We start from the raw sequence: 23424 nt of genomic DNA on the forward strand, positions 1-23424 counted from the left end.
CCTTGAAGAGAGCGGGGTCTGCCGGCATCTCACGATCATGCCCGATGTCGCGCTCGACGAAGCCAGCCTCGCCCGCTTTCTCGATGCCTTCTACGGGCGCGTGCGCGGCGATGCGCTGATCGGACCCGTCTTCGCGGCCGCGATCCCCGACCCGGACTGGCCGCGGCACATGGAGACCGTCCGGGCGTTCTGGTCCTCGGTCCTCTTCAAGTCAGGCCGGTACAAGGGCAACCCGTTCGGCAAGCATCTCGCGCTGGGCCGCCTCGAGCCCGAGCACTTCGCGCGGTGGCTCGACCTGTTCGGGGAGACGGCCTCCGCCCATTTCCCGCCCGAACCTGCCGCCCTCCTGATCGAGCGCGCGCACCGCATCGGCGACAGCCTGAAGGCGGGCCTGTTCTTCCGGCCAGACGTGCTGCCCGTGCCCGCGGCGGGATCGGCCGCGCCGTGACCCGCGGGGAAGGCGCACGCGTGAGACGCGCGCGGAGCCGCGACCGGCGGGACGGCCCGAGATCCCGGGGGGGCGGGTCCGGAGCCCTCAGAGCGCGGCCGGACTCGTGCGCGCCCGACGGCAGTGGATCAGCCACAGCACGATCGCCACGTTGACGGCGTTCCAGGCCAGCCCGTTGACGAACGCCGCACGGTAGGAGCCGGTGGCGTCGAAGATCGCCCCCGTGAGCCAGCCGCCGAGCGCCATGCCGGCCAGCGTCGCCATCAGCACCGCACCGATCCGCGCCCCGGCCTCCTCGGCCGGGAGGTACTCGCGCACGATGATCGCGTAGGCCGGCACGATGCCGCCCTGGAACAGGCCGAACAGGGCCGAGATCACGTAGAGCGAGGTCAGGTCGTCGAACGCGAGGTAGAGCGCGAGCGCCGCCGCCTGCAGCAGCGCACCGGCCAGCAGCGTCGCGAGACCGCCGATCCGGTCGGCGACGAAGCCCGACGCGACCCGGCTGACGATGCCGAAGCCGAGCATCAGCGACAGCATCTGCGCGCCGCGGGCGACGCCGTACCCGAGATCGCTGCAATACGCCACGATGTGGACCTGCGGCATCGCCATCGCCACGCAGCACGCGGTGCCGGCCACGACGAGGAGGCCCTGCAGCGCCGCGGGCGACAGCGTCGTCACGGCCTGCGGACCGGCCGCGCGCGTCGCCGAAGCCCGTGGCGGCCGGCCCCGCATCGCCAGCGCGAGGGGCAGCATGGCGACGAGGCAGAACAGGCCGATGCCGGCCTGCGTCGCGCGCCAGCCGTACGCGTGGACCGCGCGCTCCACCACCGGCGGCCAGAGCGTGCCCGCGAGGTAATTGCCGGACGCGCACAGCGCGACGGCGAGCCCTCGTCGGCGCGAGAACCAGCGCGACACGTCGGCCATCAGCGGTCCGAAGGCGACCGAGCTGCCGAGCGCCCCGACGAGCACGCCGTGCACGAGGGCGAACTGCCAGAGGTTCGTCGCGAGGGCGCTGAGCCCGTAGCCGAGGGCCAGGCAGACGGTGCCGAGGAGCAGCGGGGGCACGATGCCGATGCGGTCCGCGAGCCGGCCCATCAGGAGGCCGCCGACCGCGAAGCCGACCATCGTGAGGGTATAGGGCAGGGCGGCCGCCGCCCGATCGACCCCGAACTCGGCCTGAACCGCGGGCAGCACGACGACGACCGACCACATGCCGACGCCCCCGACCGTGCCGAGCGCCGTCGCCGCGGCGAGCCGACGCCAGGCGCGGCCCGAATCGGCAATCCCATCCTCAGCCATTCCGGCGCACATCGATCTCCGTCCGTGCGGCGCGTTTCACACGAATGCGCCTTCGTCGCCAGCACCGGGCCCGCCCGTCGGCGCGGGCCTTCGGGACACCGCTCGCTCGCCGACGCGCGCCTCACTCGGCCCTGCCGCGGCGCGTGATCGGTGCTAGAGGTGCCGCCGCGCTCGCCGGCGATGCCGGCTCGGGCCGGGGCGACCATCGGTCGGCCGATATCGGGCCTCGATGGCGCCCGTCCACCGACCACCCGTACGAGAGGGCTCACGCCACGATGCGAACGATCGTTTATGCCGATGGCGGTTGCGACCCGAACCCCGGGCCGGGGGGGTGGGGCGTCGTCATCGCGGCCCCGGACGGCACGATCGAGCTGTGCGGCGGGGAGCCCGGCACCACGACCAACAACCGGATGGAACTGACGGCCGCGATCAAGGGCCTCGAGCATTTCCCCGCCGGGGCCGCGATCGAGATGCGGTGCGACAGCCAGTACGTCGTCAAGTCGGTGACCGAGTGGATGCGCGGCTGGAAGGCGCGGGGCTGGCGCTCGACGACGGGTGACGTGAAGAACGTCGATCTCATGAAGCGCCTCGACGAACTGAACGCGGCCCGCGACGTGAAGTGGACCTGGGTCCGGGGGCATGCCGGCGACCGCCTCAACGAGCGCGCCGACGCGCTCGTCCACAGGGGGCGTCGCGAAGCGAAGCTCGGCAAGCTCGAGTCGCGGAGCAGCGCCGCGCCCGTACCGGCCCCGACCGCCGCACCGGCGCCGTCGAGCCGGGGCGCCGACCTGCGGATCGACCTCGCGCTCGGCCTCCAGGTCGCTCGGGCCGCGAAGGCGGCGGGTGTCACGCCCGACGCACTCGTCGACGATGCGATCCGCTTCTACCTGGAGATCGGGCCGAGCGAGGTCGCACGCCTGCGATCAGGCCGGGCCTAGCGGGCGAGGCCGCGCGCGGCGACGCCGGGTCGCCGTTCCGCGATCTCCGGGACGGGGCTCGGCCTACTCGCAGACCTCGATCCGCCGAATGTGCTCGTACCCGTACGGGTCGATGTACGCGCGGCGCTCGAAGTGGCAGGCGCCGTACGGGTCGGGTGCGGCGTAGACGGGGCGACCCGGGTAGTACCCGCTGTTGGCGGACGCGATGGCGCTGCCGGCCACGACGCCGCCGAGGATGCCCAGCGCCACGGCGCCGCCGACGCCGATGCCGCGCGCCTGAGCGGCCGGCGGGGTGGCGCAGAGTGCCAGGGCGACCAGCGCGGCCGCACCGCCGGTCCGCAGAAACGTTTGACGCATGGTGTCCTCCCATTCCTCGATGCGGACACCATGAGCCCGCGACCGCCGGATCTCGGTGCTGATCGGCACCCCGAGTTCAGGGCCCGCCGCGCGCGACGCGGTGCCGGGCGATCCCGCGCTGTCATCGATCCTGTTCGGAGCTGTGGTAGCTACCCGGACCGGCCGCGCGGCCTTGTGATCGCGCGGCGCTCGTGAACGGGACCGCCATGCGCTTCTCTGCCCTCGTCGTCGGTTTGTGCCTGACCTCCTTTCCGATCGGTGCGGCACTGGCACAACCGGCCCCGAAGCCCGCGCCCACGACCGCGCCGGATCCGGCCCTGCTGAAGGTTGCCCGGGAGACCGTCGCGCAGATGCAGGGTGATCGCGCCGCGACGCTCGGCTCGATGGCGACCCCCATGATCGGCATGATGCAGCAGATCGGGATCAAGGAGCCCGACAAGGCGCAGGTGCTGGTGCAGGAGGTCGTCATGCCGACGCTCACGGCGCACTACGACGAGCTGCTCGACATCCAGGCGCGCGGTTTCGCCACCGTGCTGAACAAGGACGAGTTGCAGGCCATCGCCGCCTTCTACGCGACCCCCGCCGGGAAGCGCCTCGCGGCGGCCCAGCCGCAGCTCGCTCAGATCCAGCTCGCGGGCATGCAGCAATGGATCCAGTCGGTGATGCCCGAGATGCAGGGCAAGCTGACGACGGCCATCCAGGCCCACGGCTGGGCGCCGGGCGGACCGGCGAAGCCGCGTTGAGCCTCCCCGGGCCGCGACGCCGTCCGAGCGGAGCGGCGCCCTGCTTCGAAGGCGTCGATAGGCCGGACACGATGCGGGGCGCCGGGACAGCGTGCCCGGACGCTCGGTCAGCGCGGCGGGCCTGAACGCTCAGCCGATGGCCCAGAACAACGGCAGCGCGCCCGCGAGGAACAGGGCCGAGGAGACGAGCACGGCGAGGCGCTCGCGATGGTGCAGGACGAAGGCGTGCGGGCTGGCGAACATGGCTGGGTCGGATCGGTGGTGAGGGCATCACGCTCGCTCCTGAACCTTGACGGATCGAGGGCGCTTCGCGCTGTCCACAGGTGATGGCCGATCTCTGTCGCTACCGCGCCACATCCTTTTGGATGTGCTCGGGCGCACCTCCCGGACGGCTCTTCTGGCATATTGAATTCAGCAGGCCGTCTTTCCCCCCTCGGCGGCCCGATCCAGCGGCGCAGCGACCCCACGGGTCGCTGCGCCGTTGTCGTTGTGGCTCGGGCTCAGCGCGAGCGCCCCGGCCCGGTGCCGCGCTGGGACGCCTCGGCCGCGGCGACGCGCGATTGGCGAGAGATTCGGATCGGGAACCGCGACACCGTGAAGGTCCGGATCGGACCGGTGGTCGCCCGCCGTCAGGGCCCGATGCGCCGCACGGGCGGCGCATCCTCCCGGGTCTCCCGCCCTGAGGGCGTCCAGAGGATCGACCGGTCGACGGCGCGGATGTCGCGATGGCCGCACAGGGCCATCGTCATGTCAAGTTCCGTGCGGATGATCTCCAGGGAGCGGGCGACGCCGGCCTGGCCGTAGGCGCCGAGCCCGTAGAGGAAGGCGCGGCCGATGAACACGCCCTTCGCGCCCAGGGCGACGGCCTTCAGCACGTCCTGGCCCGAGCGGATCCCGCCGTCCATCAGCACCTCGACGCGCCGGCCGACCGCGTCCGCGATTCCGGGAAGCGCGGCGATGGACGAGGGGGCGCCGTCGAGCTGCCGCCCGCCATGGTTCGAGACGATGAGCGCGTCGGCCCCGGTCGCGGTCGCCCTCTCGGCATCCTCGACGTCCAGGATGCCCTTCAGGATCAGGGGACCCTGCCACCGGTCGCGGATCCGCCGCACGTCGTCCCAGTCCAGGCGCGGGTCGAACTGGTCCGCCGTCCAGGCCGAGATGGAGCGGGTATCCCGCACGCCGTCCACGTGCCCCACGATGTTGCGGAAGGTCCGGCGCTGCGTGCGCAGCATGGACCAGCACCAGCGGGGCTTGGTCAGGAGATCGAGGACCGTGCCCGGCGTCAGCCGCGGCGGGGCCGACAGGCCGTTGCGGATGTCCTTGTGGCGCTGCCCGAGGATCTGGAGGTCCAGCGTCAGGACCAGAGCCGAGCAGCCTGCCGCCTTCGCGCGGTCGATGAGGCGATCGTTGAAGCTGCGGTCGCGCATGAAGTAGAGCTGAAACCAGAACGGCTTGCTGACGTTCTCCGCGACGTCCTCGATGCTGCAGATGCTCATCGTCGACAGCGTGAACGGCACCCCCGCCGCCTCCGCCGCCCGTGCCGCCAGGATCTCGCCGTCGGCGTGCTGCATGCCCGTGAGCCCCGTCGGCGCCAGGGCGACGGGCATTGCGACGGCCTGACCGGCCATCGTCGTGGCGAGGGTACGGTCGGTCATGTCGACCGCGACGCGCTGGCGGAGCTTGATGCCGGCGAACTCGGCCTCGTTCGCGCGGTAGGTCGACTCCGTCCACGAACCGGAATCGCAGTAATCGTAGAACATCCGCGGCACCCGCCGCTTGGCGACCCGCCGCAGATCCTCGACCGTCGTGATGATGGGCGCCATGGGAGGTTCGGCCTCGCGACTGGATGACGGGGCCGGTCGCGGTTGAGGCGGGCTCGCGCCCGCTCGTACGCCGCGCGCTTCAGGCCGCGATGCCCCGTGCTGGAAGCTGGACGGTGCAACGGTTCGCTGGAAAACGGAAGCGCCTCCTCGCCGAATGCGCCGGTCGCACCAGGCCTCTCCCGCGCGTACACCGATCCTATAGCGCCTGTTGCGCTCGCCCGCGCCGCAGAGGAACGCCGGATCTCTGCCTGAAAGTACACATTCCGGATCGCGCCTGTTCGGATCTTCGCGTTCCGAGCGCGCGTCAGGACAGAATGAATGCGGGCGGAGCCTCGTCGTCATCGTCTTCGCCTTCGCCGCACCGCAGCGAAAGCGGTCGAGTGACGATCCGAGAGCTTCTTCTCATCGAAGCTGAGCGTCGAAGGTTTGCAGGATAGACATCGGCGCGCGGAATAGGGACCATCGTCGCCAACGCCGGGCCCGAGCATCGGCGGTGGGACGGATACGCCAATGAGGACGACGCGCCGCGTTTTCTTGACGGGGGCCGCATCCGCAGTCGCGGGCGGCCTGGCGCCGGGGGTGATCCGCTCGGCCTGCGCTCAGGGCGCCGGGTCGACCGTCCGGATCGGCATGGTGCTCCCGGTGACGGGGCCCGGCGCGGATGCCGGCCGCTACGCGCTCGCCGGGGCCAAGATCGCCCTGGAGACGGTCAACAAGGCCGGCGGCGTGCTCGGCAAGCCCCTGGAGATCGTCACGGAGGACGATCAGACCACCAATCCCGGCGCGGTCTTCGCCTTCTCGAAACTGGCGTCGCAGGGCGACCTCGTCGGCTTCCTCGGCTCGATCCGCTCGACCCAGAACCACGCGATGGCGCCCGACATCCTGAAGACGGGGAAACCCGTCTGTTTCGGCGGCACCGACCCGGTCCTGACGCAGCTCGGCAATCCCTGGCTGTTCCGCTTCCGCCCCAACGACACCTTCTCGGCCCGGGTGATCGCCGAGCACGGCGTCAACGGGCTGGGCAAGAAGAAGTGGGCGATCATCCACTCCACCGACGCCTTCGGCACCAGCGGCGCCAAGGCGCTGACCGAGAGCCTCGCCAAGGGCGGTGCCACGGTCGCCCTCGACCAGGGCTACACCAACCAGAGCCAGGACTTCACGCCGGTCGTGCTGGCGATCCGTCAGTCGGGCGCCGACGTGATCGGCTCGTACTTCACCTTCGAGAACGACATCGGCATCTTCGCCCGGCAGCTGCGCCAGCTCGGCGTCACCGCGCCCTGGGTCGGCTCGCCCTCGATCACCAACGTCACCGCCCTGAAGCTCGCCGGGCCGTCCCTCTACGGCACCTACGGCGTGGCCGACTACGCCGAGGAGTCGGGCGACGCCGCGCGCGCCTACGGCAAGGCCTACCGGGCCGCGATGAAGATCGCGCCCGACAACCAGTCCTCCTGGACCTTCGACGCGGTCACGGTGCTGGCCAAGGCGATCAACGCGGCGGGCAAGACCGACCCGCAGGCGGTCCGCGAGGCGATCCTGGCGGTGCGCGGCCACGAGGGCGCCGAGGGAACCTACAACTTCGACAAGAACGGCGACGGCCTGCACGGCTACAACGTCGTACGCAACGACAAGGGCAACATCGTCTTCGACCGGCGGATCGACTTCTACCAAGGGTGAGCCGGCCGACGTGTTCGGGGTGCGTGAACGACATCCGGAGGAGGAGGCGAGAGTGCGGACCGCATGGACCTGATCCTGCAGCTCCTCTTCACCGGGATCGGCATCGGCTCCGTCTACGCCCTGGTGGCGCTCGGCTTCGTGCTCATCTTCCGCGCCACCAACGTGGTGAACTTCGCGCAGGGCGAGTTCTCGATGGTGGCGGCCTTCCTGATGGTGGTCTTCGCCGTCGACCTCCAGTGGCCCTACTGGCTCTCCCTCCTCCTGACGCTCGGCGGGATGGCGCTGCTCGGCGCCCTGTTCAATCTCGGCGTCTACTACCCGCTGCGGCACCGCAGCTACCTGCCGGTGATCATCTCGACCATCGGCGCCTCGATCTTCCTGGCGAACACGACGCTCGCCCTCTACGGGCCGCAGCCGCAGGTGCTCCCGCCCGTCTTCGAGACGCAAGGGTTCCTGCTCGGGCCGGTCTTCCTCGACAGCCAGTACCTGCTGATCATCGCGGTGACGGCGGCCCTGGTGGCGTTCCAGTACTGGTTCTTCGAGCACACTCTGGTCGGCAAGAAGCTTCAGGCGACGTCCCAGGACAAGGAGATGGCCGCCCTCCTGGGCATCCCGGTGGCCGGCATGATCATGCTGACCTTCGTGTACAGCGCGGTGCTCGGCGGCATCGCCGGCATCCTGGTGGCGCCGGTGCTGTTCGTGTCGATCCAGATGGGGGCCACGATCGCCCTCAAGGCCTTCGCGGCGACGATCATCGGCGGCTTCGGCGACGTCACCGGGGCGATCATCGGCGGCCTCGCGCTCGGCATCATCGAGACCTTCGGGGCGGCCTACATCTCGGTCCCCTACAAGGACGCCTTCGCGTTCCTGGTGCTGGTGGTGTTCCTGGTCGTGCGCCCGCAGGGCCTGTTCGGCGAGCGCGTGGCGGAGAAGGCATGAGCGGTCGCCCCTCCACCGTCGCCGGCCCGGCCGCAGCGGCTCCCGCGCCCCCGCCCCGCCGCCTGCCCCTCGGGAGCCTCGCCTACGCGGTCCTGGCCGCCGCCCTGGTGACGCTGGCCGCCACGACGCCGCTCAGCGGCTACGCCCTCAACATCCTGATGCAGGCGGCGACCTACGCCATCGCGGTGATCGGCCTCACCGTGGTGCTCGGCCTGTGCGGGCAGATCAACCTCGCCCAGGCCGCCTTCTTCGGGATCGGTGCCTACGCGGTCGGGCTCGGCACGGTCGACGGGGGCCTGAACTTCTGGATCTGCCTGCTCACCGGCCTCGGTCTCGCGGTCGTGCTGGGCGCCGCGCTCGGCGCCTCCACGCTGCGGCTCGGCGGCCACTACCTCGCCATGGTGACGATCTCGTTCCAGCAGATCCTGACGCTGGTCCTCACCAACTGGATCCCCGTCACGCACGGGCCGGACGGCGTGCCGAACATCCGCCGCCCGGCCCTGTTCGCGGACGGGCAGAGCTACCTCGCCCTGTGCGTGCTGGTGCTGGCCGTCGTCGGCTGGCTCGTCTGGCACATGCCGCGGACGCGGCTCGGGCGCGCCATGCGGGCGGTGCGCGACAACGAGCTCGCGGCGGGGGTCTCGGGCATCGACATCTACCGCACCAAGGTCGCGGCCTTCGCCCTCGGGGCGCTGCTGGCGGGGCTCGGCGGCGGGCTGTTCGCCGGCAGCTTCACCTATATCAGCCCGGACCAGTTCGCCTTCGCCGAGTCGATCGTGTTCCTGACGATGGCGCTGCTCGGCGGCGTCGGCTCGCCGGTGGGCGCCGTGATCGGCACGGCCCTGCTGATCCTGATCCCGGAATGGCTCCGCTTCCTCAAGGAGATCCCCGGGCTCTACCTCGCGATCTACGGGCTCGCGGTGATCCTGATCGTGGTGTTCATGCCCGACGGGATCTGGGGCTTCCTCGGCGACCAGGTCCGGCGGCTGCGCCGCGCCCGCCCGATCCCGCCGCCCGCCGCCGAACTGACCCTGAGCCAGGGCGAGGCGTCCGCCGCGCCGATGCTGGAGGTGTCGGACCTGTCCAAGCACTTCGGCGGCCTCAAGGCCGTGGACGCGGTGAGCTTCACGGTGGCGCGGGGCGGCATCCACGCGCTGATCGGCCCGAACGGCTCCGGCAAGACCACGACGCTGAACGTCCTGTCGGGCCTCTACAGCCCCACGGGGGGCACCGTGCGGCTGGCCGGGCAGGACGTCACGCGCCTGTCCCCGCACCGGCGGGCGGCGGCCGGGATCGGGCGCACCTTCCAGAACATCCGCCTGTTCCGCTCCATGAGCGCCCTGGAGAACGTGGTCATCGGCGCCGAGCGGCCCAACAACCCCTCGGGCGCCCGCGACCGGGCGAGCCTGGAGGCCCGCGCCCGGGCGGCGCTGGCCTTCGTGGGGCTGGAGGAGCGGGCGCAGGAGCCGATCTCCGGCTTCTCGTACGGCCACCAGCGCCTGATCGAGATCGCGCGGGCGCTGGCCGGCAACCCCGCGCTGCTCCTCCTCGACGAGCCCGCCGCGGGGCTCAATTCGAGCGAGAAGAACGCCCTCACGGTGCTCCTGCGCCGGATGGCCGCCAAGGGCCTGACCATCCTGATCATCGACCACGACATGACGCTGGTGAGCGACGTGGCCAGCCACGTCACGGTGCTGAACTTCGGCCGCCGCATCGCCGACGGCGTCACGGCGACGGTGCTGCGCGAGCCGGCGGTGATCCAGGCCTATCTCGGCGAGGACGCCGCCGCCGGTCCGGCGGCGAGCCTCAAGACCGACCTCGCCCCGGCGTGACCCCAGCGATGACGACGCCCGCCACGCCACTCCTCGAGATCCGCGACCTCGTCGTCCGCTACGGCGAGATCGAGGCCGTGCGCGGCCTGTCCTTCTCGGTCGGCGCCGGGGAGGTGGTGACGCTGCTGGGGTCCAACGGCGCCGGCAAGTCGACGACCCTCAAGGCGATCTCCGGGCTGGTGCGGCCCGCCGCCGGCACGATCCAGCTGGAGGGGCGGCCGCTGGAGGGCCTGAAGCCCGAGGCGATCGTGCGGCTCGGCGTCGCCCACGTCCCGGAGGGGCGCCGGGTCTTCCCGGGGCTCACGGTGCGCGAGAATATCATGCTGGGCGCGTCCAACCGCTCCGGCCTCGGCAAGCGGGCGCTGCGCGACGAGGTCGAGGCGATGTTCGACCTCTTCCCGGACATCCGCCGGTTCGGCGACGCCCTGGGCTGGACGCTGTCGGGCGGCCAGCTCCAGATGGTGGCCCTCGCGCGCGGCCTGATGGCCAAGCCCCGCATCCTGCTCCTCGACGAGCCCTCGCTCGGCCTGGCCCCCGTGATCGTCCAGGCGGTGTTCGCGATCATCGCCGAGGTGCGCCGCCGCGGGACCACCGTGCTGCTGGTGGAGCAGAACGCCCGGATGGGGCTCTCGGTCGCCGATCGGGGCTACGTGCTGGAGACGGGCCGGCTCGTCCTGCAGGGCGCCCCCGACGCCCTCTGGGCCAACGACGAGATCCGGTCGGCCTATCTCGGCGGACGGACGAGGCCCGAACTCGCGGGCTGATCGCACCGGGCCTGTTCGGCGGCTTCGTCGCTCGCGCGGTTCACGCGACCACCGCCGGACGGAGCGGTGTCCGCGACGCGGCGGTCCGGAAGCGGTCGGACGCGCCTCGGCCCGCGAGCCCGCCGGCGTCACGACCGGCGCGTCTCGGCGGCCGCCGGCGGTACCGTCGCGACCGTGAGGCCCGAGACCGCCGACCGTCCGGCGGCCTCGGCCCGATAAGCCTACGCGCTCTGCGTGGCTGGCGCGCGCGCGGGCAGCACCCAGTTGGGCCTGATGAAGTGGCAGGTATATCCGTCGGGACGCCGTTCCAGGTAGTCCTGATGCTCCGGCTCGGCCTCCCAGAACGGGCCGGCCGGCGCCACTTCGGTCACGACCTTGGCCGGCCACAGGCCGGAAGCGTCGACGTCGGCGATGGTCTCTTCGGCGACGCGGCGCTGGCCCTCGTCGGTGTAGAAGATGGCCGAACGATAGCTCGGGCCCCTGTCGTTGCCCTGGCGGTTCGGCGTCGTCGGGTCGTGGATCTGAAAGAAGAATTCCAGCATGCGCCGGAAACTCGTCCGCGCCGGGTCGTAGATGATCTCGATGGCCTCGGCATGGGTGCCGTGGTTGCGGTAGGTCGCGTTCGGCACGTCGCCGCCCGTGTAGCCGACGCGGGTCGACACGACGCCCTCCTGGCGCCGGATGAGGTCCTGCATGCCCCAGAAGCAACCACCGGCCAGCACCGCCCTCTCGGTTTCCATCGTCGCTCCTCCTGAGCCGTTCCACTGATCGCGCAGATATAGGGATCCCGAGGCGCTCCGCGCTGCGGCCTCGTAGCTTGCCATGCCTGCGATGCCTGCACGAGCACGCGCGGGGTTCCGAGAAGACGTTCGCTGCCGGGCGAACGTCTCCGAAGCGGCCTGTCAGCTCCGCACGAGCGGCTTGTTGACCTTGAAATTCTTCCGTGCCGGTTCGGACTTGCGGGGATCCGGCTTGTCGGCGAGGAGCCGCTTCACGCGCTCGTTGAAGTCCTCGGGCGTGACGCCCTGCGCTTTGCCGGTCTTGAGTTCGCGTGCCATGTCGGCCTCCGCTTCGTGGCCCAGAGCACGGGATTGCGCGGAGGGATCGCACGCATATGGGCACGCGGCGGCCGCGGCGCCACCGATGTCCGGCCAGGATCGCTGCGTGCACGCGATGGACCGGCGGGCCGGGATGGGTTACGGTGGCCGCGAGGTTGATGACCGGTTCGTAATAACGCTTCAGGACCCGGGGGCGGTACCCGGCGCCTCCACCAGAAGCATCTTGCCCCGGATACCGCGCGGGGACGAGGGCGAGCGTCCGGCGTTGCGGATCGCGCGCTGCCAGGGTGCTTCTGCTGGGGGTGAAACAGGTTCGACTGGGCGGTAAAGGGATCGCGAGTTCTGCCCTGCCTCGGCAGGGTAAGATGCGGCTTTCGGTAAGGACTCGACCGGCTCGGCGCGGGCAACCCTCGTTCCGGGCACCTGACCAAAACTCTAAATGCCAACGACAACGTCGGCATGGAGATGCGCCTCGCGGCGTAATCTTCCGGGGCGTGGGTACGCCTAGCAACAGAACCCGAGGCTTCGGCCTCGGGACCCGCCTTTATCGTCTGCCCGTTGTTCAGTTCGGGGTCGCGTCCGGGCAGATCGGAGACTTGCTTGAACGAGCCCGAACAGGGCAGCGCGGAGGCCGTCTACATCTCGGCCATGGTCGGCGAGATGATGCGGCGCGTCTTGGAGGACGCTCTCGCCGAACTCGCGAGAACCCGCGGTGCGGCCTTCCTGGAGATCTTCGTGGCGCGCGAGCTGGCTCGCTGCGCCGACCTGTTCCGCGAGCGGCCCGGCGACACGCCGGAGACGACGGACATGTTGCGGGCCTGGTTCGCCATGGAGGGCGGTGAGGCGCTGCGCGCCGTGGTCGATCGCGCCAGCGTCGAGGCGGCGCGGGACTGAGGCACTCCGTGGATGTGCCTGCCGCCGGGCGCGGGCCCTTCCAGGCGGTCCGCGCACGGCGACAGTCCCCGGCGAACTGCTCGCCATCTTCCTGGGCTAAGCTCCGTCTCGGGAATGTTGAGACCGCGATCCCGGCCGAGGACAAGGGAATCGGGGCGACAGGTCTTCAGGTTCTTTCTCGCCGGGGAGGAGCAGGGAAGAGTGGAACCGCCGCGGCGAGGGGCCCGCGCACTTCGCCCGGGAATGCCGGTGCGACCGCTGGTCAAACCAGCCGAGCGCGGCAGGCCTTCCGTCATCCCTGATCTTGTACCCGCCGCACCGTCGATCAGCGAGAACCCGATCTGCCTCCGCGGCCACGGAGCGCCCGCGCGCCTCGGCGACGGACAGGCTGCAACCTACACATCTGTCGCCGAGAAGCTGGCGCTCGCGCTCATCACGAGCTTGCCCGCTTCGTCGTAGGCTTGAGCGGTGAACGCGTTCACCTCGGTGCGATAGCCCTCATCGCGCAGGATGTCGGTCAGCAGCCGACGAAGGGTGTCGCGCAGTGCGTCCCGACCGGAAAGTTGCACGCCTTCGTCGTCCTTGACCGTGATGTGATCGGATGTGACGATGAAATATCGCGGCATCGGGCTCTCCGCCGACTGGACATAGCAGCGCGCATCACGCGGTCACCGGCCGCCGAGCCCACAATCGTCTACGCTCGCACAAACGCGGCGCGCGGGCACTCACCTGGATCAATCGCCGCGGCGCGGAACGACCGGCTCTCTCGGTGAAGAGATCGTTCGCTCCGGAGCGCCCTGTCCGCCGTGCCGGATTGACGGGAACCGTCATCCGAGGCGGCAGTTCTGTGCCGGTACCGACCTATACAGCCCGCACCGGTCGCGGCGCGCGTGAGTTCCGTCAGGCTGTAGCCAAAATCATCCGTCCGCGATCGGAATTATAGTTCGCTAATCGAGTTGCCTAGTGCCGATACAAAACATATAGTGCCGCGTCGGCGGGGGAGCCAATGCCTGAAATGGCCGGTATCGGTGTCGCGCGCGCCCGCGTCGACCGACGGACTTGGTCCGTTCACGGAGCGGCCAAACGCAACTCGGCCATCATCCAGGCCGGTCTCGCCCGGATCGTCGAGGACGAGATCCTGCCGCGTCTGGCGCTCGCGCATCGGGCGGATCCGCCGTCGCCCGCGTCAACGACGCGATCACCGACGCCTGAGCGCGTCGCCTCTCTCGCTCAAGCGCTGATGGAGGGCGAACCGCACGCCGAGTGGGTGCGCGCGCTCCTGGAAGAGGGCTTGTCGCTGGATGCCCTGCTGCTCGACCTGTTCGCACCCGCAGCACGGTATCTGGGCGAGCTCTGGGAAGACGATGCCGCCGACTTCCTCGACGTGGCGCTCGCGCTCGGTCGCCTCCAGAACCTGACCCGCGCCCTGTGTGCGGATCTGGAGGGCGTGGACGTGACGGCGAACGGTCGCCGCGTCCTGCTGATGCCCTGTCCCGGTGAGACCCATCTCTTCAGCCTCGCGCTCGTGGCGAGCTTCTTCCGCGAGGCGGGGTGGGACGTGGTCCTGACCAACGGAGCGGACGAGGACCCCGCCAGCTTGGTCCGCGCCGAACAGTTCGATCTGGTCGGCATCTCGCTGTCCTGCGACATCCTCCTGCCGGTGATGGCGGTGTCCGTGGCGAAACTGCGCGCCGCGTCGTGCAACCCGGACCTGCGCGTCATCGTCGGCGGGCCGCTCTTCGTGCGGGAGCCTGCCAGCGCCCGTGTCGTCGGCGCGGACGCCGTCGCCGCGGACGCGCAATCGGCCGTCCGGATCGCGGAGGCCACCCTCGCGCGATGACGCCGTGCGGCCAGGCGCCGGATTCGGCGACTCGCTGCTGCGCGGATCCCTTCTCATCCGGACGGTGTTAGACGTGTCGCGGTTGAGAGGCAGAGATCCAGAATTTGCACGAGTTCGACGAGCAATTGGCGCGTGAATTCGTCCGCGGCCTCGTACAGTCGGCCGTCGCGCGCGGTCTCGATCCGGCCATCCGGCTCGATCAGTTTCGGGCGTTGCAGCAAGCGGTCGTTGCTCTATCGCGAGACGCTGACGTAGTTCGAACCAGCGAGCAGATCATCCGGGCGATCGACTGCGCTCTCCAGGAACTGACCGCGGTGAGATCGTAGTCTGATCGGACGGTTTCCGCGGCGACGCGCGGGGCAGGGCCGGTCGCGAGCGACCAGCGATGCCGCGTCCGACGGTCCGTTCAGCACCCGTCCCTCGGGCCCGCGGTGACGGTTCGTTGCGGACACCCGGCAAGTGCCCTATCGGCCGCGATGATGCCCGACCGATCCCTCCGTGCCGTCTGGTCCGACAGCCTCATGGCCGAGGTCGGCGCCCGCCTTCCCCTCTTCGACGACCTGTCCCCGGACACGATCCGGCGTCTGTCGGCCGAGGGCTTCGGGCGCGGCCTGCTGACGGCGTCCCTGCGCGCCCGCCTGCGGAAGGCCGGATTCCCGGATCTCGGTCATCTGGCCCAGTCTTCACCGGTCGCGATCGCCACGATCAGGAAGTTCGGTCCCATCCGCGTCGAGCGCGTCCGGCACTTCATCCTCGACGTGCTGGCGCGCTGGCTCCCGGGCGCGCGGGAGATGCACACACCCGAGGCCACGCGGGCGCGGCGGCTCGGCCGGCTGCGCGGGCTGCCGGCCGGATGCCTGCCCCTCGCGGCGGGTCAGATCGCGGCGCTCCGCTTCGCGGACGCATCCTGTGCGGACATCGCCACGTGTTCGCGTCTCGGGCTCCTCCGGACAGGCGCCGTGACATCCGGTGACGTGGACCACGTCGTCGCCACGCTCACCCGCCTCGCTCGCGCGTCCGATCCGGTGCCTTCGCGTCCCCTGGAGGAGGCCCGGGCGGCACCGTCGTGCGACGCCGCGAGCGCGGCGGCCCGTCGCGCCGCTCTGCTGGCGGAGCAGGATCGCGAATGGGACGAGGCCGCACCGACCGCGCGCCGGCCTCAAAGCTGACGACCCGACCGGGTCCGGAATCGATTTCTCGTGGCGAGACCTAGCAGGGCCGCGCCCTGCCGCGGTTCGATCCGACGCGGCGCTGTTCCTGTCCTCGAGGCAGTTCCGCGCATCCTCGAAGACGTCGCGATCGGCCCCTCGGATTGGAGTCGTCACCGGCAACCCTTGCGCCGCCGTATCTGCACACCATCTCTGGACCATCCAACCGGATGGCGTATGGATGGTTCACATGGCCGACAAGGTGCACGATCTGCGACCCAGGCTGCCGGACAGCGAGAAGATCACGCTCAACCTCGGTTTCGTCGACCTCGGCCACATCGACCTGATGGTGCGCGACGGCTTCTACGCCAACCGTGCCGATTTCATCCGCACCGCCGTGCGCAATCAGATCGAGCGCCAGGGCGAGGCCGTCAGGCAATCGGTCAGCCGGAAGCAGCTCAGCCTCGGCCTGTCGCACTACACGAAGCAGGCGCTCGAGGCGGCGCGCGACGCGGGCGCGCCGCTGCACATCCAGGTGCTCGGGCTGGCCAGCATCGCCCTCGACGTCACGCCCGAACTGGCGCGCGCCGCCATCGCCTCGGTCGAGGTGCTCGGCGCCTTCCAGGCCAGTCCCGCCGTCAAGGCGGCGCTCGCCGACCGGACGGCCTGACGGCGCCACCTCTCCCCGCCGACGCGGCCGGACCCCGCCGCGCCCGCTTCCCGCTCAGCCAGGACCCGTCCGATGGATCACGCCACGAAGACCGCCTTCACGCGCTTCGCGTTCCCGAAGGTCGACCCGGCCCGTGCCGCCCGCGCCGCGGAGGCGATGGCCAGGCTTCAGGAGCGCCAGGCCGCAGCCTTCAGGCTGTGGTCGGGGGCGGCCCGGAGCGCCGCCGGGACGGGTGCGCCGAGCGCGGACGCGGCCGACATCCTCGACATGGTCGCGCCCTCCGCTCCCGGCGAAGCCTGGGTCGCGCCGGAGACGGCCGGAGGACGTCCGGGCCAGCATCCCCACGCCGGATCCGCGGGCGACATCGCCGGCACCGTGATGCGCACCGTCCAGGAGGCGCTGGCGAAGGCCGGCATCGGCACGGATCGCGACGGGCGGGACGGCGCGACGCCGGCCGCGCCCCGGCTTCCGGAGGGGGCACGCTTCGAGGCCCGCACGTTCACCGGCGCGGCCGGGACCCGAAACTACAAGGTCTACGTACCGAGCGGCTACACCGGCCAGGCCCTGCCCGTCGTGGTGATGCTGCACGGCTGCACGCAGAACCCGGACGACTTCGCCGCAGGCACGCGGATGAACGCGGTCGCGGAGGCGCGCAGCGTCCTGGTGGTCTATCCGGAGCAGCCGCGCTCGGCCAACATGCAGCGGTGCTGGAACTGGTACGAGCCCGGCGACCAGCAGCGGGAGGGCGGCGAGCCCGCCCTGATCGCCGGCATCGTCCGGCAGGTGATCGCGGAGTTCTCGGCCGATGACAGGCGGGTCTACGCGGCCGGCCTGTCGGCAGGCGGGGCCGCCGCCGCGATCCTGGCGATGACCTACCCCGACCTGTTCGCGGCGATCGGCGTCCATTCCGGCCTGGCCTGCGGCTCCGCGCGGGACGTGCCCTCGGCCTTCGCGGCCATGAAGGGGGACGGCGCGCGCGCGACGGGACAACGCCACGCCGTGCCGCTGATCGTGTTCCACGGCGACCGCGACCGCACGGTGCACGCGGCCAACGGCGATCGCGTGGCCGCGCAGGGGCCGTCGGACCCGGAACTCCGCACAGCGGTGACCCGGGGCCGGACACCGGACGGGGTGGACTACACCCGCACCGTCCGTTCGGACGCGTCCGGCCGCGCCATCGTGGAGCAGTGGGTTCTGCACGGAGCCGGGCACGCATGGTCGGGCGGCAGCCTGGCCGGCTCGTTCACCGACCCGCGCGGACCGGACGCGAGCCAGGAGATGATCCGCTTCTTCCTGGAGCACGCGCGTGCCGCCGGTGCCAGACCCTGAATGTTGCCGGCCGGTCGGCCGCATCGGCCCGGCCGGATCACGGGACAGACCGCTTCGATCGCAACCGGTCGGCGCGCTCGCGTCCGTCCCGATCATCCAACGGGCGCTGGGCGCAGGTCTCGAGCGGGCCCGCCGCGTCGCGCGCCGGGCGCGACGCCCGTCCGGTCAGGGCTATCTTTGTCGGCCGTGAGAGCGCAGAGTGTTGCCATCACCGGATCGGTTGATCCAGGCTCCGGTGGCTGAGGGTCCATGCCCCCGCCTGCAACGGACAGGCGCGCGTGGCAGACCTCATCACGTTTCCCGCCAAGCCGCGCTCACGACACGCGCGCCGCGCCTATCAGGTCCACCGGCTCGCCCCGACCGGTGGCGTGCTCACGACTTGCGTCATCACAGCGCGCAACGACGGCGACGCCAAGCGGCAGGCAGCGGGTCTGATCGCGGGGCATCATGCCGAACTCTGGGCAAGCGACCGCCTCGTTGCCGTCTTCGGCCTGTTCGAGACACCGGTCGCGACCGCGATCCGGTTGCTTCCAGACCAGCCGACGCCCGAACGGTGAGGACGACGTCGTCGGGGCTGTCACCGTATCCAGGAGCGAGATCATGGCAGCGGAACAGAAGCGCGGAAATCGCGAAGCCAAGAAGCCGAAGAAGTCTGTGCCCAAGACCAACGCGTCGGCGCCCTCCGTCAAGGGCTCCGTCGCGGCGGCCACGAAGCCGCCCCGGAAGGTCTGACGCGATGTTCGCGCGTCACGGCCAAGCCACGTGGTAGAGCCCGGCCAACCCCGGCCGTGCCCGGTGATGCGAAAGCTGACCAGGTTGGTCGTCCGTATGGCGCAGCGACCCGGCCTCCTCGAGAGCGGGCGGCTGATCGATCAGCTCACGGATCTGGAAACCGAGGGCCTGGCCCGGAATATTTCGTGGCGCTCCATCGAGACGATCAGGGCCACTCGATTGAAGCTGCGCGTCGAGGGCCTGATGCCGACGTCGTCTCTGCCGCTCGCTCCCTGATGGATGTGCGCATGACTGATCGTGAGACGTGCTTGGAGGCTCTGGGAGCGCTCATCGTCCGGGCGGACCCGGCCGATCTCGCGGCCGCCCAAGATATCCTGCTGCGACTCGTCCTGCGTGAAGACGGTGCGGAGCGACGCGCGGCGGCCCTCGACGGGCTCCGTGCCGAACTCGCGTGCGCGACGCGGGCGGGCTCCCGCTCGCGCGAGCAGGAAGCCTTTCACACGGTCCTCCTCGCGATGATCGAGCGGACCCGCGACATGGCCGGTGCCACGACGGCGTGACGCGCCGCCGCTGGCCGAGCGACCGCGGAAGCGCGACCCGGTCCTCCGAGGCACGAATGTCCCGCGCCTCCCGTCAGATGCCGATACTCGCCGCCCCGGCCGCGGCCGCCTGCGGAACGGTGGCGCCGTTCCGCAACGCCATCGCTATGGCGATCGACATGGTGTCGATGGCGAGCGCGCGATCCTGCCCGTAATCGTAGGAGCTGTTTCTCCCGGAACTCAGCCGCGCGTAGTAGGCGTCGGGGAATTCCCGATCGATCCGCGTTCTGAGGAGCTGAGCTGCCGCGGCGTAGTTGGCTTCGAAATCCCGGCCCTTGCTCGCCGATGCCCCCTCGAAGGTCCCGGCTTCCTTTCGCTTGGCGATCGCATCGGACCTGCGCTCCTGCGCGCTGCCAAGAAAAAACTGGATCGTTCTGGAGATCAGCCACCGGACGATGGTCATCGGAATCTCCTGAGCGGGCGGCGAATGCGTGCCCGTGCGGATACATAGCACATCGCGTCGCGCCCTGATCTTAAAAATACGACTTCGGAGACAATTAGGAGCCCCGGCCTACCGCCGCGGTATGCCGGGACGGGGGCCGGACGCCGCGCGCCCACCGAGTCGTCGCGCGTCCCGGCACCCGGCCGTGCCCGCACAGCCGACGGTCACGGCGGAGAAATCTGCGGACCCGGATGCACCAGGGTCGTGTCGTGTTCGGTCGCCTGCCACACGGGCCAGGAGCCCTCGCGCACGAACATGGCGAACGCCTCGATCACGTCCGGCCGGTCGAAGGCGTGCACGCCCTCGACTGCACGCCCGACGATGCAGACCGCATCCGCCACATCGGCCGCGGGCGAGCGGATATCCAGTGAGAACATCACGCCCGATCGATCGGGCCTGAGCGCGTCGGGCAGGACGTCGATCTTGCGCCAGAGGCAGTACCACCGGGCACAGGCCTCCGGGCGTTCGCTGTAGATCCCGCAGCCCGTTCCGGTGTTGTGCCGGCACACGATCCCTGCCGGCTTGTCGAGGGCAGGGATCGCCAGAGCACGGCAGCACATCGTGCAGGAACCGCATGACCGGCCGGGGACGGTGCGCTCGGGAACGCGCGGGGCATCCCGGCTCGGGACGCCGCGGGCTCGTGCTTCGCTTGCGATCGGTCTGTCCTCGATTGCCGTCGTGCGGCGGCGATGGTGCTGATCTCGGAGAGGTGAGGGGGCTGCGCAACCGTCGGTCGCTGCACAGCCCGCGGAGCCGCATCGCCCTCATACCGTGTCGGCGGCCGCTGTTCACGTCCCCCTCCGGGATGCCGCTCCGCGATCGGGCCGGACCGAGAGGGCGGCGGGTGCTGCGCGCCAGGAACGGCGTCTTCCCGGCGCGTGCCGGGCGCTTCGACGACGGGCCGTGCCAAGCGGCGCCCGATCCCGCAGGCGGGTGGCTCAGGCGGCCGGGCGCCGCGCGTGCCGCCACGCCGCGATCGCGCTCCGTCTCGCCTCGAAGGCCGTGCGCAACCGCGTGCCCGGTGCGCCCTGACGCTCCGCGCCGAAGCCGTGGAGCAGGACCGCATCGGGTCCGAAGACGCGACGCATCTCGGCGCGCCAGAGGCGGTCCGCGACGGCGAGCGTCGTCTCAGTTTCCGCGAAGCGTTCGATGTTCATGGCAGACGTCCTCCGCTCACCGCCGCCTGCCACAACGCGCTGTCCTGCCCGGAGGTCCAACGCGGCCGTGACCCCGGTCGCGGCCGCAGATCGGCTCGGGGGATCGGCGCGGCTGGAAGACCTCGTGGGTTACGAGGGTCGCACTTCGGCTTCTCCGCGCGATCCCGCGGTGTGGCCGGGCCAGGGGGCCGTCGTGTCAGAGCGCCCGCGCGAGGCCCGCTTCCAGATCGAGTGCGCTGGCGGTCTGCTGAGAGAGGCGGACGCCCGTCGGCTCGACCTCCGCATCGGCTTTCACCGCGCGGCGCACGATGGCCAGCGCCTCGTCCTCCGAGGTGGTAATCGCGGCGTAGAACATGACCAATCGGCCCGACAGCTCCGCGTCGTCGGGCCGCGTCACCTTGAGGATGAAAGCCGTCTGATTGGGTTCGATCATCGCCGCATCGGCCGGGTGGATGTCCTTCGTCGTCGTCATGGATCGCAAAGGCCTCGATCTCGGTCCATCCGGAGGCCTTCCGCCGGGCCGTTGCACTATGGCGGATGCGCGTCACGGGACGTCGCGTCGTCCCCCGCGCGCCCGAGACGGTTCAGGCGGGCGTGAGTTCGCCTTCCCGCACGGCGCGCTCGCCGCTCGCGGACTTGATGCGGTAAGTCGGCTCGCCGGAACGATCGTCCGGCGTCAGGCGGACCACCTCGAAGAGGCCGTCGACGGTGCTCTTACTGCCAGCGTAGCTGATCCCCAGCTGCCGGACATGCTGGCCGATCTTGAACTTGTGAGACATGGGTCGTCCTCCGGAGTGATGGCGCGCGCGGGCTGGGTTCGACCTAGCGGCGTGCTAGCGACGTGCACGCGCCTTGCGGGCCGCGAATCGCGCGTCGCGTGCCGCCTTCTGTTCGGCGGCGCGGGCAACCTGCTGCTCCGCCTTCTCGGCGGCCAGACGGTCTGACTCGGCCTCGGCGCGGGCCTGCGCGGCCTGGACCTCAGCCTCACGCTCGATCTCGGCGGCCAGACGAACGGCTTCCCGTTCGGTCGCCCGCAGGTCCCGGGCCTGGACGACCGCGCGCCGCGCGGCTTGCCGCGCGAGGACGACCGGATCATCGGCCGCCGGGCGTGCCCGGAACCGGGCCAGTGTGGCCTGCCGCGCTCTGGCCGTCTCCGCGAGACGATCGACGAGGTGATCGGTTTTCAAAGGCTTCACGAACTCTCCGTGGGCGCACCGGACGTCAGCCCCCGGTGGCGAGACATGGATGAAGCCGCTCCGCGGTAGGAACGGCTTCGAAGCGCGTCACGAGTGGACGCGTGAGACTCAGGCCGCCTGAAGGCTGCCGGCCGACTGCTTGCCGGTCCTCCGGTCGGTCTCCATCTCGTAGGAGACCTTCTGGCCCTCGTTCAGGCCTTGCATGCCGGCGCGCTCGACGGCCGAGATGTGGACGAACACGTCCTTGCCGCCGTCATCCGGCTGGATGAAGCCGAAGCCCTTGGTGTCGTTGAACCATTTAACGGTGCCGATGGTCATAGGTATTCCATGTCAGTGAAGGCAAATAGATAGGGCGGGCGCATGGATCACACGCGCCCGGTCGCCGGATGTCGAAAATGGGAGAGATGCAGAACGCTCGCCCTGTTGAGGCGATACGGCCGGATACCTGGCCAAAAATCGATTTCATATCTGTACGCCATCGACGTGTCGATGACAAGTACATTGAGAAATTGCGCGTTTCACGCCGATTTGTGCGGCGATTATTTATCCTGAAACTTCGCGTGGCGTTTCCCGTGAACGGCTCGGACGAAGCGGCTTGCCGGTTCCCGTGCGGTCCCGCGTTCGGCCGCCCGACCTCCGGCAGTGTCGACGGCCGGTCGCGCGTGATGAGGAGGGCCGCGCCAGCGGGGCGGACAAGCGGCGGCAATGTCGGCTCCGACCCGTGATGCCGTCCGCGCCACGGCGCGGATGCGGCGACGTGGACACCTGGCCGCGGGGCGTCCCGGCTCTCTCTACACGCGCACGCAATCCACGGTTCGCGCGCAGTCTCTCGGAGCCGGCGCGCCGTCAGATCCGGAAGCGCGCTACGATGACCCAGGATCTGCCGGACTTTCCCTCGGAGGCGTTCGCCAAGCACGACCGCGATCCCGATCCCGCCTTCTACGCGCAACCGCGCTTCGTGACCCATATCGATGCCGCCGCGGTCGCGGCGGTCACCGACCTCTACAGGGCGATCGTGCCGGCGGGCGGCGACGTCCTCGACCTGATGTCGAGCTGGGTCAGCCACCTGCCGGACGAGGTCGCGTATGCCAGCGTCACCGGTCACGGCCTGAACGCCGCCGAACTCGCCGCCAACCCGCGCCTGACCCGGCATTTCGTGCAGGACCTCAACGCCGAGCCGCGCCTGCCGCTCGACACGGCCTGCGTCGACGCCGCGCTGATCTGCGTCTCGGTCCAGTATCTCCAGCGCCCCGTCTCCGTCCTGTCCGAGGTCGCGCGCGTGCTGCGCCCCGGTGCCCCGGCGGTGATCAGCTTCTCGAACCGCTGCTTCCCGACCAAGGCCGTGGCCATCTGGAGTGCCCTCGACGGTGGGGGACATGCCCAGCTCGTCGGCCTGTACCTCCAGCGCGCCGGCTTCGCCCGCGTCGAGCGGCGCGTCCTCAAGCCCGCGGGAGGTCCCGGTGACCCCGTGACGGCGGTGGTCGGCTGGACCGCCGCGGCCTGATCGGTCCGGATTCGGCCGTCACCGGGACCGCGCCCGGT

The 23424-nt window shown here is 70.6% G+C and carries 31 protein-coding genes and 1 other RNA gene; 19 read left to right on the forward strand and 13 right to left on the reverse strand.

The features are described 5' to 3' along the window. Window positions 1-37: 37 nt before the first annotated feature. Window positions 38-448 (forward strand): group III truncated hemoglobin, encoded by a 411-nt coding sequence (locus BM314_RS13945; RefSeq protein ID WP_020094904.1) that lies wholly within the window; start codon window positions 38-40, stop codon window positions 446-448. 87 nt (window positions 449-535) lie between these two features. On the opposite strand, the gene BM314_RS13950 is transcribed toward BM314_RS13945, so the two are convergent. Then, window positions 536-1747: an MFS transporter gene (locus tag BM314_RS13950; protein ID WP_132368230.1), complete on the reverse strand. Its 1212-nt coding sequence runs from the start codon at window positions 1745-1747 to the stop codon at window positions 536-538. 275 nt (window positions 1748-2022) lie between these two features. On the opposite strand from BM314_RS13950, the gene BM314_RS13955 reads away from it, so the two are divergent. Next, a complete protein-coding gene (locus BM314_RS13955) occupies window positions 2023-2685 on the forward strand; it encodes a ribonuclease H family protein (RefSeq protein ID WP_020094902.1) in 663 nt (220 codons plus the stop codon). Between the two features lie 63 nt (window positions 2686-2748). Here BM314_RS13955 and BM314_RS13960 read toward each other — a convergent pair whose 3' ends face one another. Beyond that, window positions 2749-3042, reverse strand: a complete 294-nt coding sequence (locus BM314_RS13960) for a hypothetical protein (RefSeq protein WP_026605213.1) — start codon at window positions 3040-3042, stop codon at window positions 2749-2751. Window positions 3043-3248: 206 nt separating this feature from the next. Here BM314_RS13960 and BM314_RS13965 point away from each other — a divergent pair, with 206 nt between their 5' ends. After that, window positions 3249-3785, forward strand: coding sequence for a DUF2059 domain-containing protein (locus BM314_RS13965; protein ID WP_091978672.1), 537 nt, complete (start codon window positions 3249-3251; stop codon window positions 3783-3785). Between the two features lie 629 nt (window positions 3786-4414). Here the strand turns inward: BM314_RS13965 and BM314_RS13970 are convergent. Further along, a complete protein-coding gene (locus tag BM314_RS13970; RefSeq protein ID WP_091978511.1) occupies window positions 4415-5608 on the reverse strand; it encodes an alpha-hydroxy acid oxidase in 1194 nt (397 codons plus the stop codon). A gap of 510 nt (window positions 5609-6118) precedes the next feature. Here BM314_RS13970 and BM314_RS13975 point away from each other — a divergent pair. The 4 genes from BM314_RS13975 (at window position 6119) to BM314_RS13990 (ending at window position 10817) form a co-directional block, all read left to right on the forward strand. Next, window positions 6119-7282, forward strand: a complete 1164-nt coding sequence (locus tag BM314_RS13975; RefSeq protein WP_020094897.1) for an ABC transporter substrate-binding protein — start codon at window positions 6119-6121, stop codon at window positions 7280-7282. Between the two features lie 63 nt (window positions 7283-7345). Then, window positions 7346-8221, forward strand: coding sequence for a branched-chain amino acid ABC transporter permease (locus BM314_RS13980; RefSeq protein WP_012329745.1), 876 nt, complete (start codon window positions 7346-7348; stop codon window positions 8219-8221). Beyond that, window positions 8218-10053, forward strand: coding sequence for a branched-chain amino acid ABC transporter ATP-binding protein/permease (locus BM314_RS13985; protein ID WP_091978512.1), 1836 nt, complete (start codon window positions 8218-8220; stop codon window positions 10051-10053). The genes BM314_RS13980 and BM314_RS13985 overlap by 4 nt, the downstream gene beginning before the upstream one ends. A gap of 8 nt (window positions 10054-10061) precedes the next feature. Continuing rightward, window positions 10062-10817, forward strand: a complete 756-nt coding sequence (locus tag BM314_RS13990; protein ID WP_091978513.1) for an ABC transporter ATP-binding protein — start codon at window positions 10062-10064, stop codon at window positions 10815-10817. A 221-nt stretch (window positions 10818-11038) separates the two neighbouring features. Here the strand turns inward: BM314_RS13990 and msrA are convergent, their stop codons facing one another. After that, complete coding sequence (msrA, locus tag BM314_RS13995; protein ID WP_091978514.1) at window positions 11039-11557, reverse strand: peptide-methionine (S)-S-oxide reductase MsrA; 519 nt, start codon at window positions 11555-11557, stop codon at window positions 11039-11041. Between the two features lie 162 nt (window positions 11558-11719). Next, on the reverse strand, window positions 11720-11875 hold the full coding sequence (locus tag BM314_RS30610; protein ID WP_170868113.1) for a hypothetical protein: 156 nt from the start codon (window positions 11873-11875) through the stop codon (window positions 11720-11722). A gap of 143 nt (window positions 11876-12018) precedes the next feature. On the opposite strand from BM314_RS30610, the gene ssrA reads away from it, so the two are divergent. After that, window positions 12019-12391: a transfer-messenger RNA gene (gene ssrA / locus BM314_RS14000) on the forward strand. Window positions 12392-12475: 84 nt separating this feature from the next. Next, window positions 12476-12769 carry a hypothetical protein gene (locus BM314_RS14005; protein WP_056530538.1) on the forward strand — a complete coding sequence of 98 codons (294 nt, stop codon included), beginning with the start codon at window positions 12476-12478 and terminating at the stop codon, window positions 12767-12769. Window positions 12770-13164: 395 nt separating this feature from the next. Here the strand turns inward: BM314_RS14005 and BM314_RS14010 are convergent, their stop codons facing one another. Beyond that, on the reverse strand, window positions 13165-13395 hold the full coding sequence (locus tag BM314_RS14010) for a DUF6894 family protein (protein WP_020094891.1): 231 nt from the start codon (window positions 13393-13395) through the stop codon (window positions 13165-13167). 389 nt (window positions 13396-13784) lie between these two features. Here BM314_RS14010 and BM314_RS14015 point away from each other — a divergent pair, with 389 nt between their 5' ends. The 9 genes from BM314_RS14015 to BM314_RS14050 all read left to right on the forward strand — a co-directional run bounded on the left by BM314_RS14015 (window position 13785) and on the right by BM314_RS14050 (window position 19048). After that, entirely contained in the window at window positions 13785-14609 is an 825-nt protein-coding gene (locus BM314_RS14015; RefSeq protein ID WP_020094890.1) for a cobalamin B12-binding domain-containing protein, read from the forward strand. Between the two features lie 104 nt (window positions 14610-14713). Continuing rightward, window positions 14714-14935, forward strand: a complete 222-nt coding sequence (locus BM314_RS14020) for a hypothetical protein (RefSeq protein ID WP_056530534.1) — start codon at window positions 14714-14716, stop codon at window positions 14933-14935. 195 nt (window positions 14936-15130) lie between these two features. Next, a complete protein-coding gene (locus BM314_RS14025; protein ID WP_244539936.1) occupies window positions 15131-15778 on the forward strand; it encodes a hypothetical protein in 648 nt (215 codons plus the stop codon). 229 nt (window positions 15779-16007) lie between these two features. Continuing rightward, window positions 16008-16427, forward strand: a complete 420-nt coding sequence (locus BM314_RS14030) for a CopG family transcriptional regulator (protein WP_020094887.1) — start codon at window positions 16008-16010, stop codon at window positions 16425-16427. 72 nt (window positions 16428-16499) lie between these two features. Further along, window positions 16500-17756, forward strand: a complete 1257-nt coding sequence (locus BM314_RS14035; RefSeq protein WP_091978515.1) for an extracellular catalytic domain type 1 short-chain-length polyhydroxyalkanoate depolymerase — start codon at window positions 16500-16502, stop codon at window positions 17754-17756. A 278-nt stretch (window positions 17757-18034) separates the two neighbouring features. Further along, window positions 18035-18313: a hypothetical protein gene (locus BM314_RS14040; RefSeq protein ID WP_091681675.1), complete on the forward strand. Its 279-nt coding sequence runs from the start codon at window positions 18035-18037 to the stop codon at window positions 18311-18313. Window positions 18314-18356: 43 nt separating this feature from the next. Beyond that, the gene (locus BM314_RS31280) at window positions 18357-18488 is read left to right on the forward strand and encodes a hypothetical protein (protein ID WP_267965807.1); all 132 of its coding nucleotides are present in this window, start codon (window positions 18357-18359) and stop codon (window positions 18486-18488) included. A 66-nt stretch (window positions 18489-18554) separates the two neighbouring features. Next, window positions 18555-18764, forward strand: a complete 210-nt coding sequence (locus BM314_RS14045) for a hypothetical protein (RefSeq protein WP_020094884.1) — start codon at window positions 18555-18557, stop codon at window positions 18762-18764. Next, window positions 18764-19048 (forward strand): hypothetical protein, encoded by a 285-nt coding sequence (locus BM314_RS14050; RefSeq protein WP_020094883.1) that lies wholly within the window; start codon window positions 18764-18766, stop codon window positions 19046-19048. Before BM314_RS14045 ends, BM314_RS14050 begins: the two co-directional genes overlap by 1 nt. Window positions 19049-19121: 73 nt before the next feature. Here BM314_RS14050 and BM314_RS14055 read toward each other — a convergent pair whose 3' ends face one another. From BM314_RS14055 to BM314_RS14085, 7 genes are all read right to left on the reverse strand, one after another. Further along, window positions 19122-19490, reverse strand: a complete 369-nt coding sequence (locus tag BM314_RS14055; RefSeq protein ID WP_020094882.1) for a hypothetical protein — start codon at window positions 19488-19490, stop codon at window positions 19122-19124. A 203-nt stretch (window positions 19491-19693) separates the two neighbouring features. Continuing rightward, window positions 19694-20089 carry a hypothetical protein gene (locus BM314_RS14060; RefSeq protein ID WP_091978516.1) on the reverse strand — a complete coding sequence of 132 codons (396 nt, stop codon included), beginning with the start codon at window positions 20087-20089 and terminating at the stop codon, window positions 19694-19696. Window positions 20090-20467: 378 nt separating this feature from the next. Beyond that, a complete protein-coding gene (locus BM314_RS14065) occupies window positions 20468-20686 on the reverse strand; it encodes a hypothetical protein (protein WP_056530514.1) in 219 nt (72 codons plus the stop codon). Between the two features lie 196 nt (window positions 20687-20882). After that, window positions 20883-21158 carry a hypothetical protein gene (locus BM314_RS14070; protein WP_020094879.1) on the reverse strand — a complete coding sequence of 92 codons (276 nt, stop codon included), beginning with the start codon at window positions 21156-21158 and terminating at the stop codon, window positions 20883-20885. A gap of 112 nt (window positions 21159-21270) precedes the next feature. Further along, window positions 21271-21465 (reverse strand): hypothetical protein, encoded by a 195-nt coding sequence (locus BM314_RS14075; RefSeq protein ID WP_020094878.1) that lies wholly within the window; start codon window positions 21463-21465, stop codon window positions 21271-21273. A 54-nt stretch (window positions 21466-21519) separates the two neighbouring features. After that, the gene (locus tag BM314_RS14080; RefSeq protein ID WP_043712997.1) at window positions 21520-21882 is read right to left on the reverse strand and encodes a DUF6481 family protein; all 363 of its coding nucleotides are present in this window, start codon (window positions 21880-21882) and stop codon (window positions 21520-21522) included. 108 nt (window positions 21883-21990) lie between these two features. Further along, complete coding sequence (locus BM314_RS14085) at window positions 21991-22200, reverse strand: cold-shock protein (RefSeq protein ID WP_012329763.1); 210 nt, start codon at window positions 22198-22200, stop codon at window positions 21991-21993. 550 nt (window positions 22201-22750) lie between these two features. Here BM314_RS14085 and BM314_RS14090 point away from each other — a divergent pair. Then, on the forward strand, window positions 22751-23386 hold the full coding sequence (locus tag BM314_RS14090; protein ID WP_091978517.1) for a class I SAM-dependent methyltransferase: 636 nt from the start codon (window positions 22751-22753) through the stop codon (window positions 23384-23386). The last annotated feature ends 38 nt before the right edge of the window (window positions 23387-23424 follow it).

Origin of the sequence: Methylobacterium sp. 13MFTsu3.1M2 (assembly GCF_900112625.1) — a bacterium.
Taxonomy (GTDB): domain Bacteria; phylum Pseudomonadota; class Alphaproteobacteria; order Rhizobiales; family Beijerinckiaceae; genus Methylobacterium.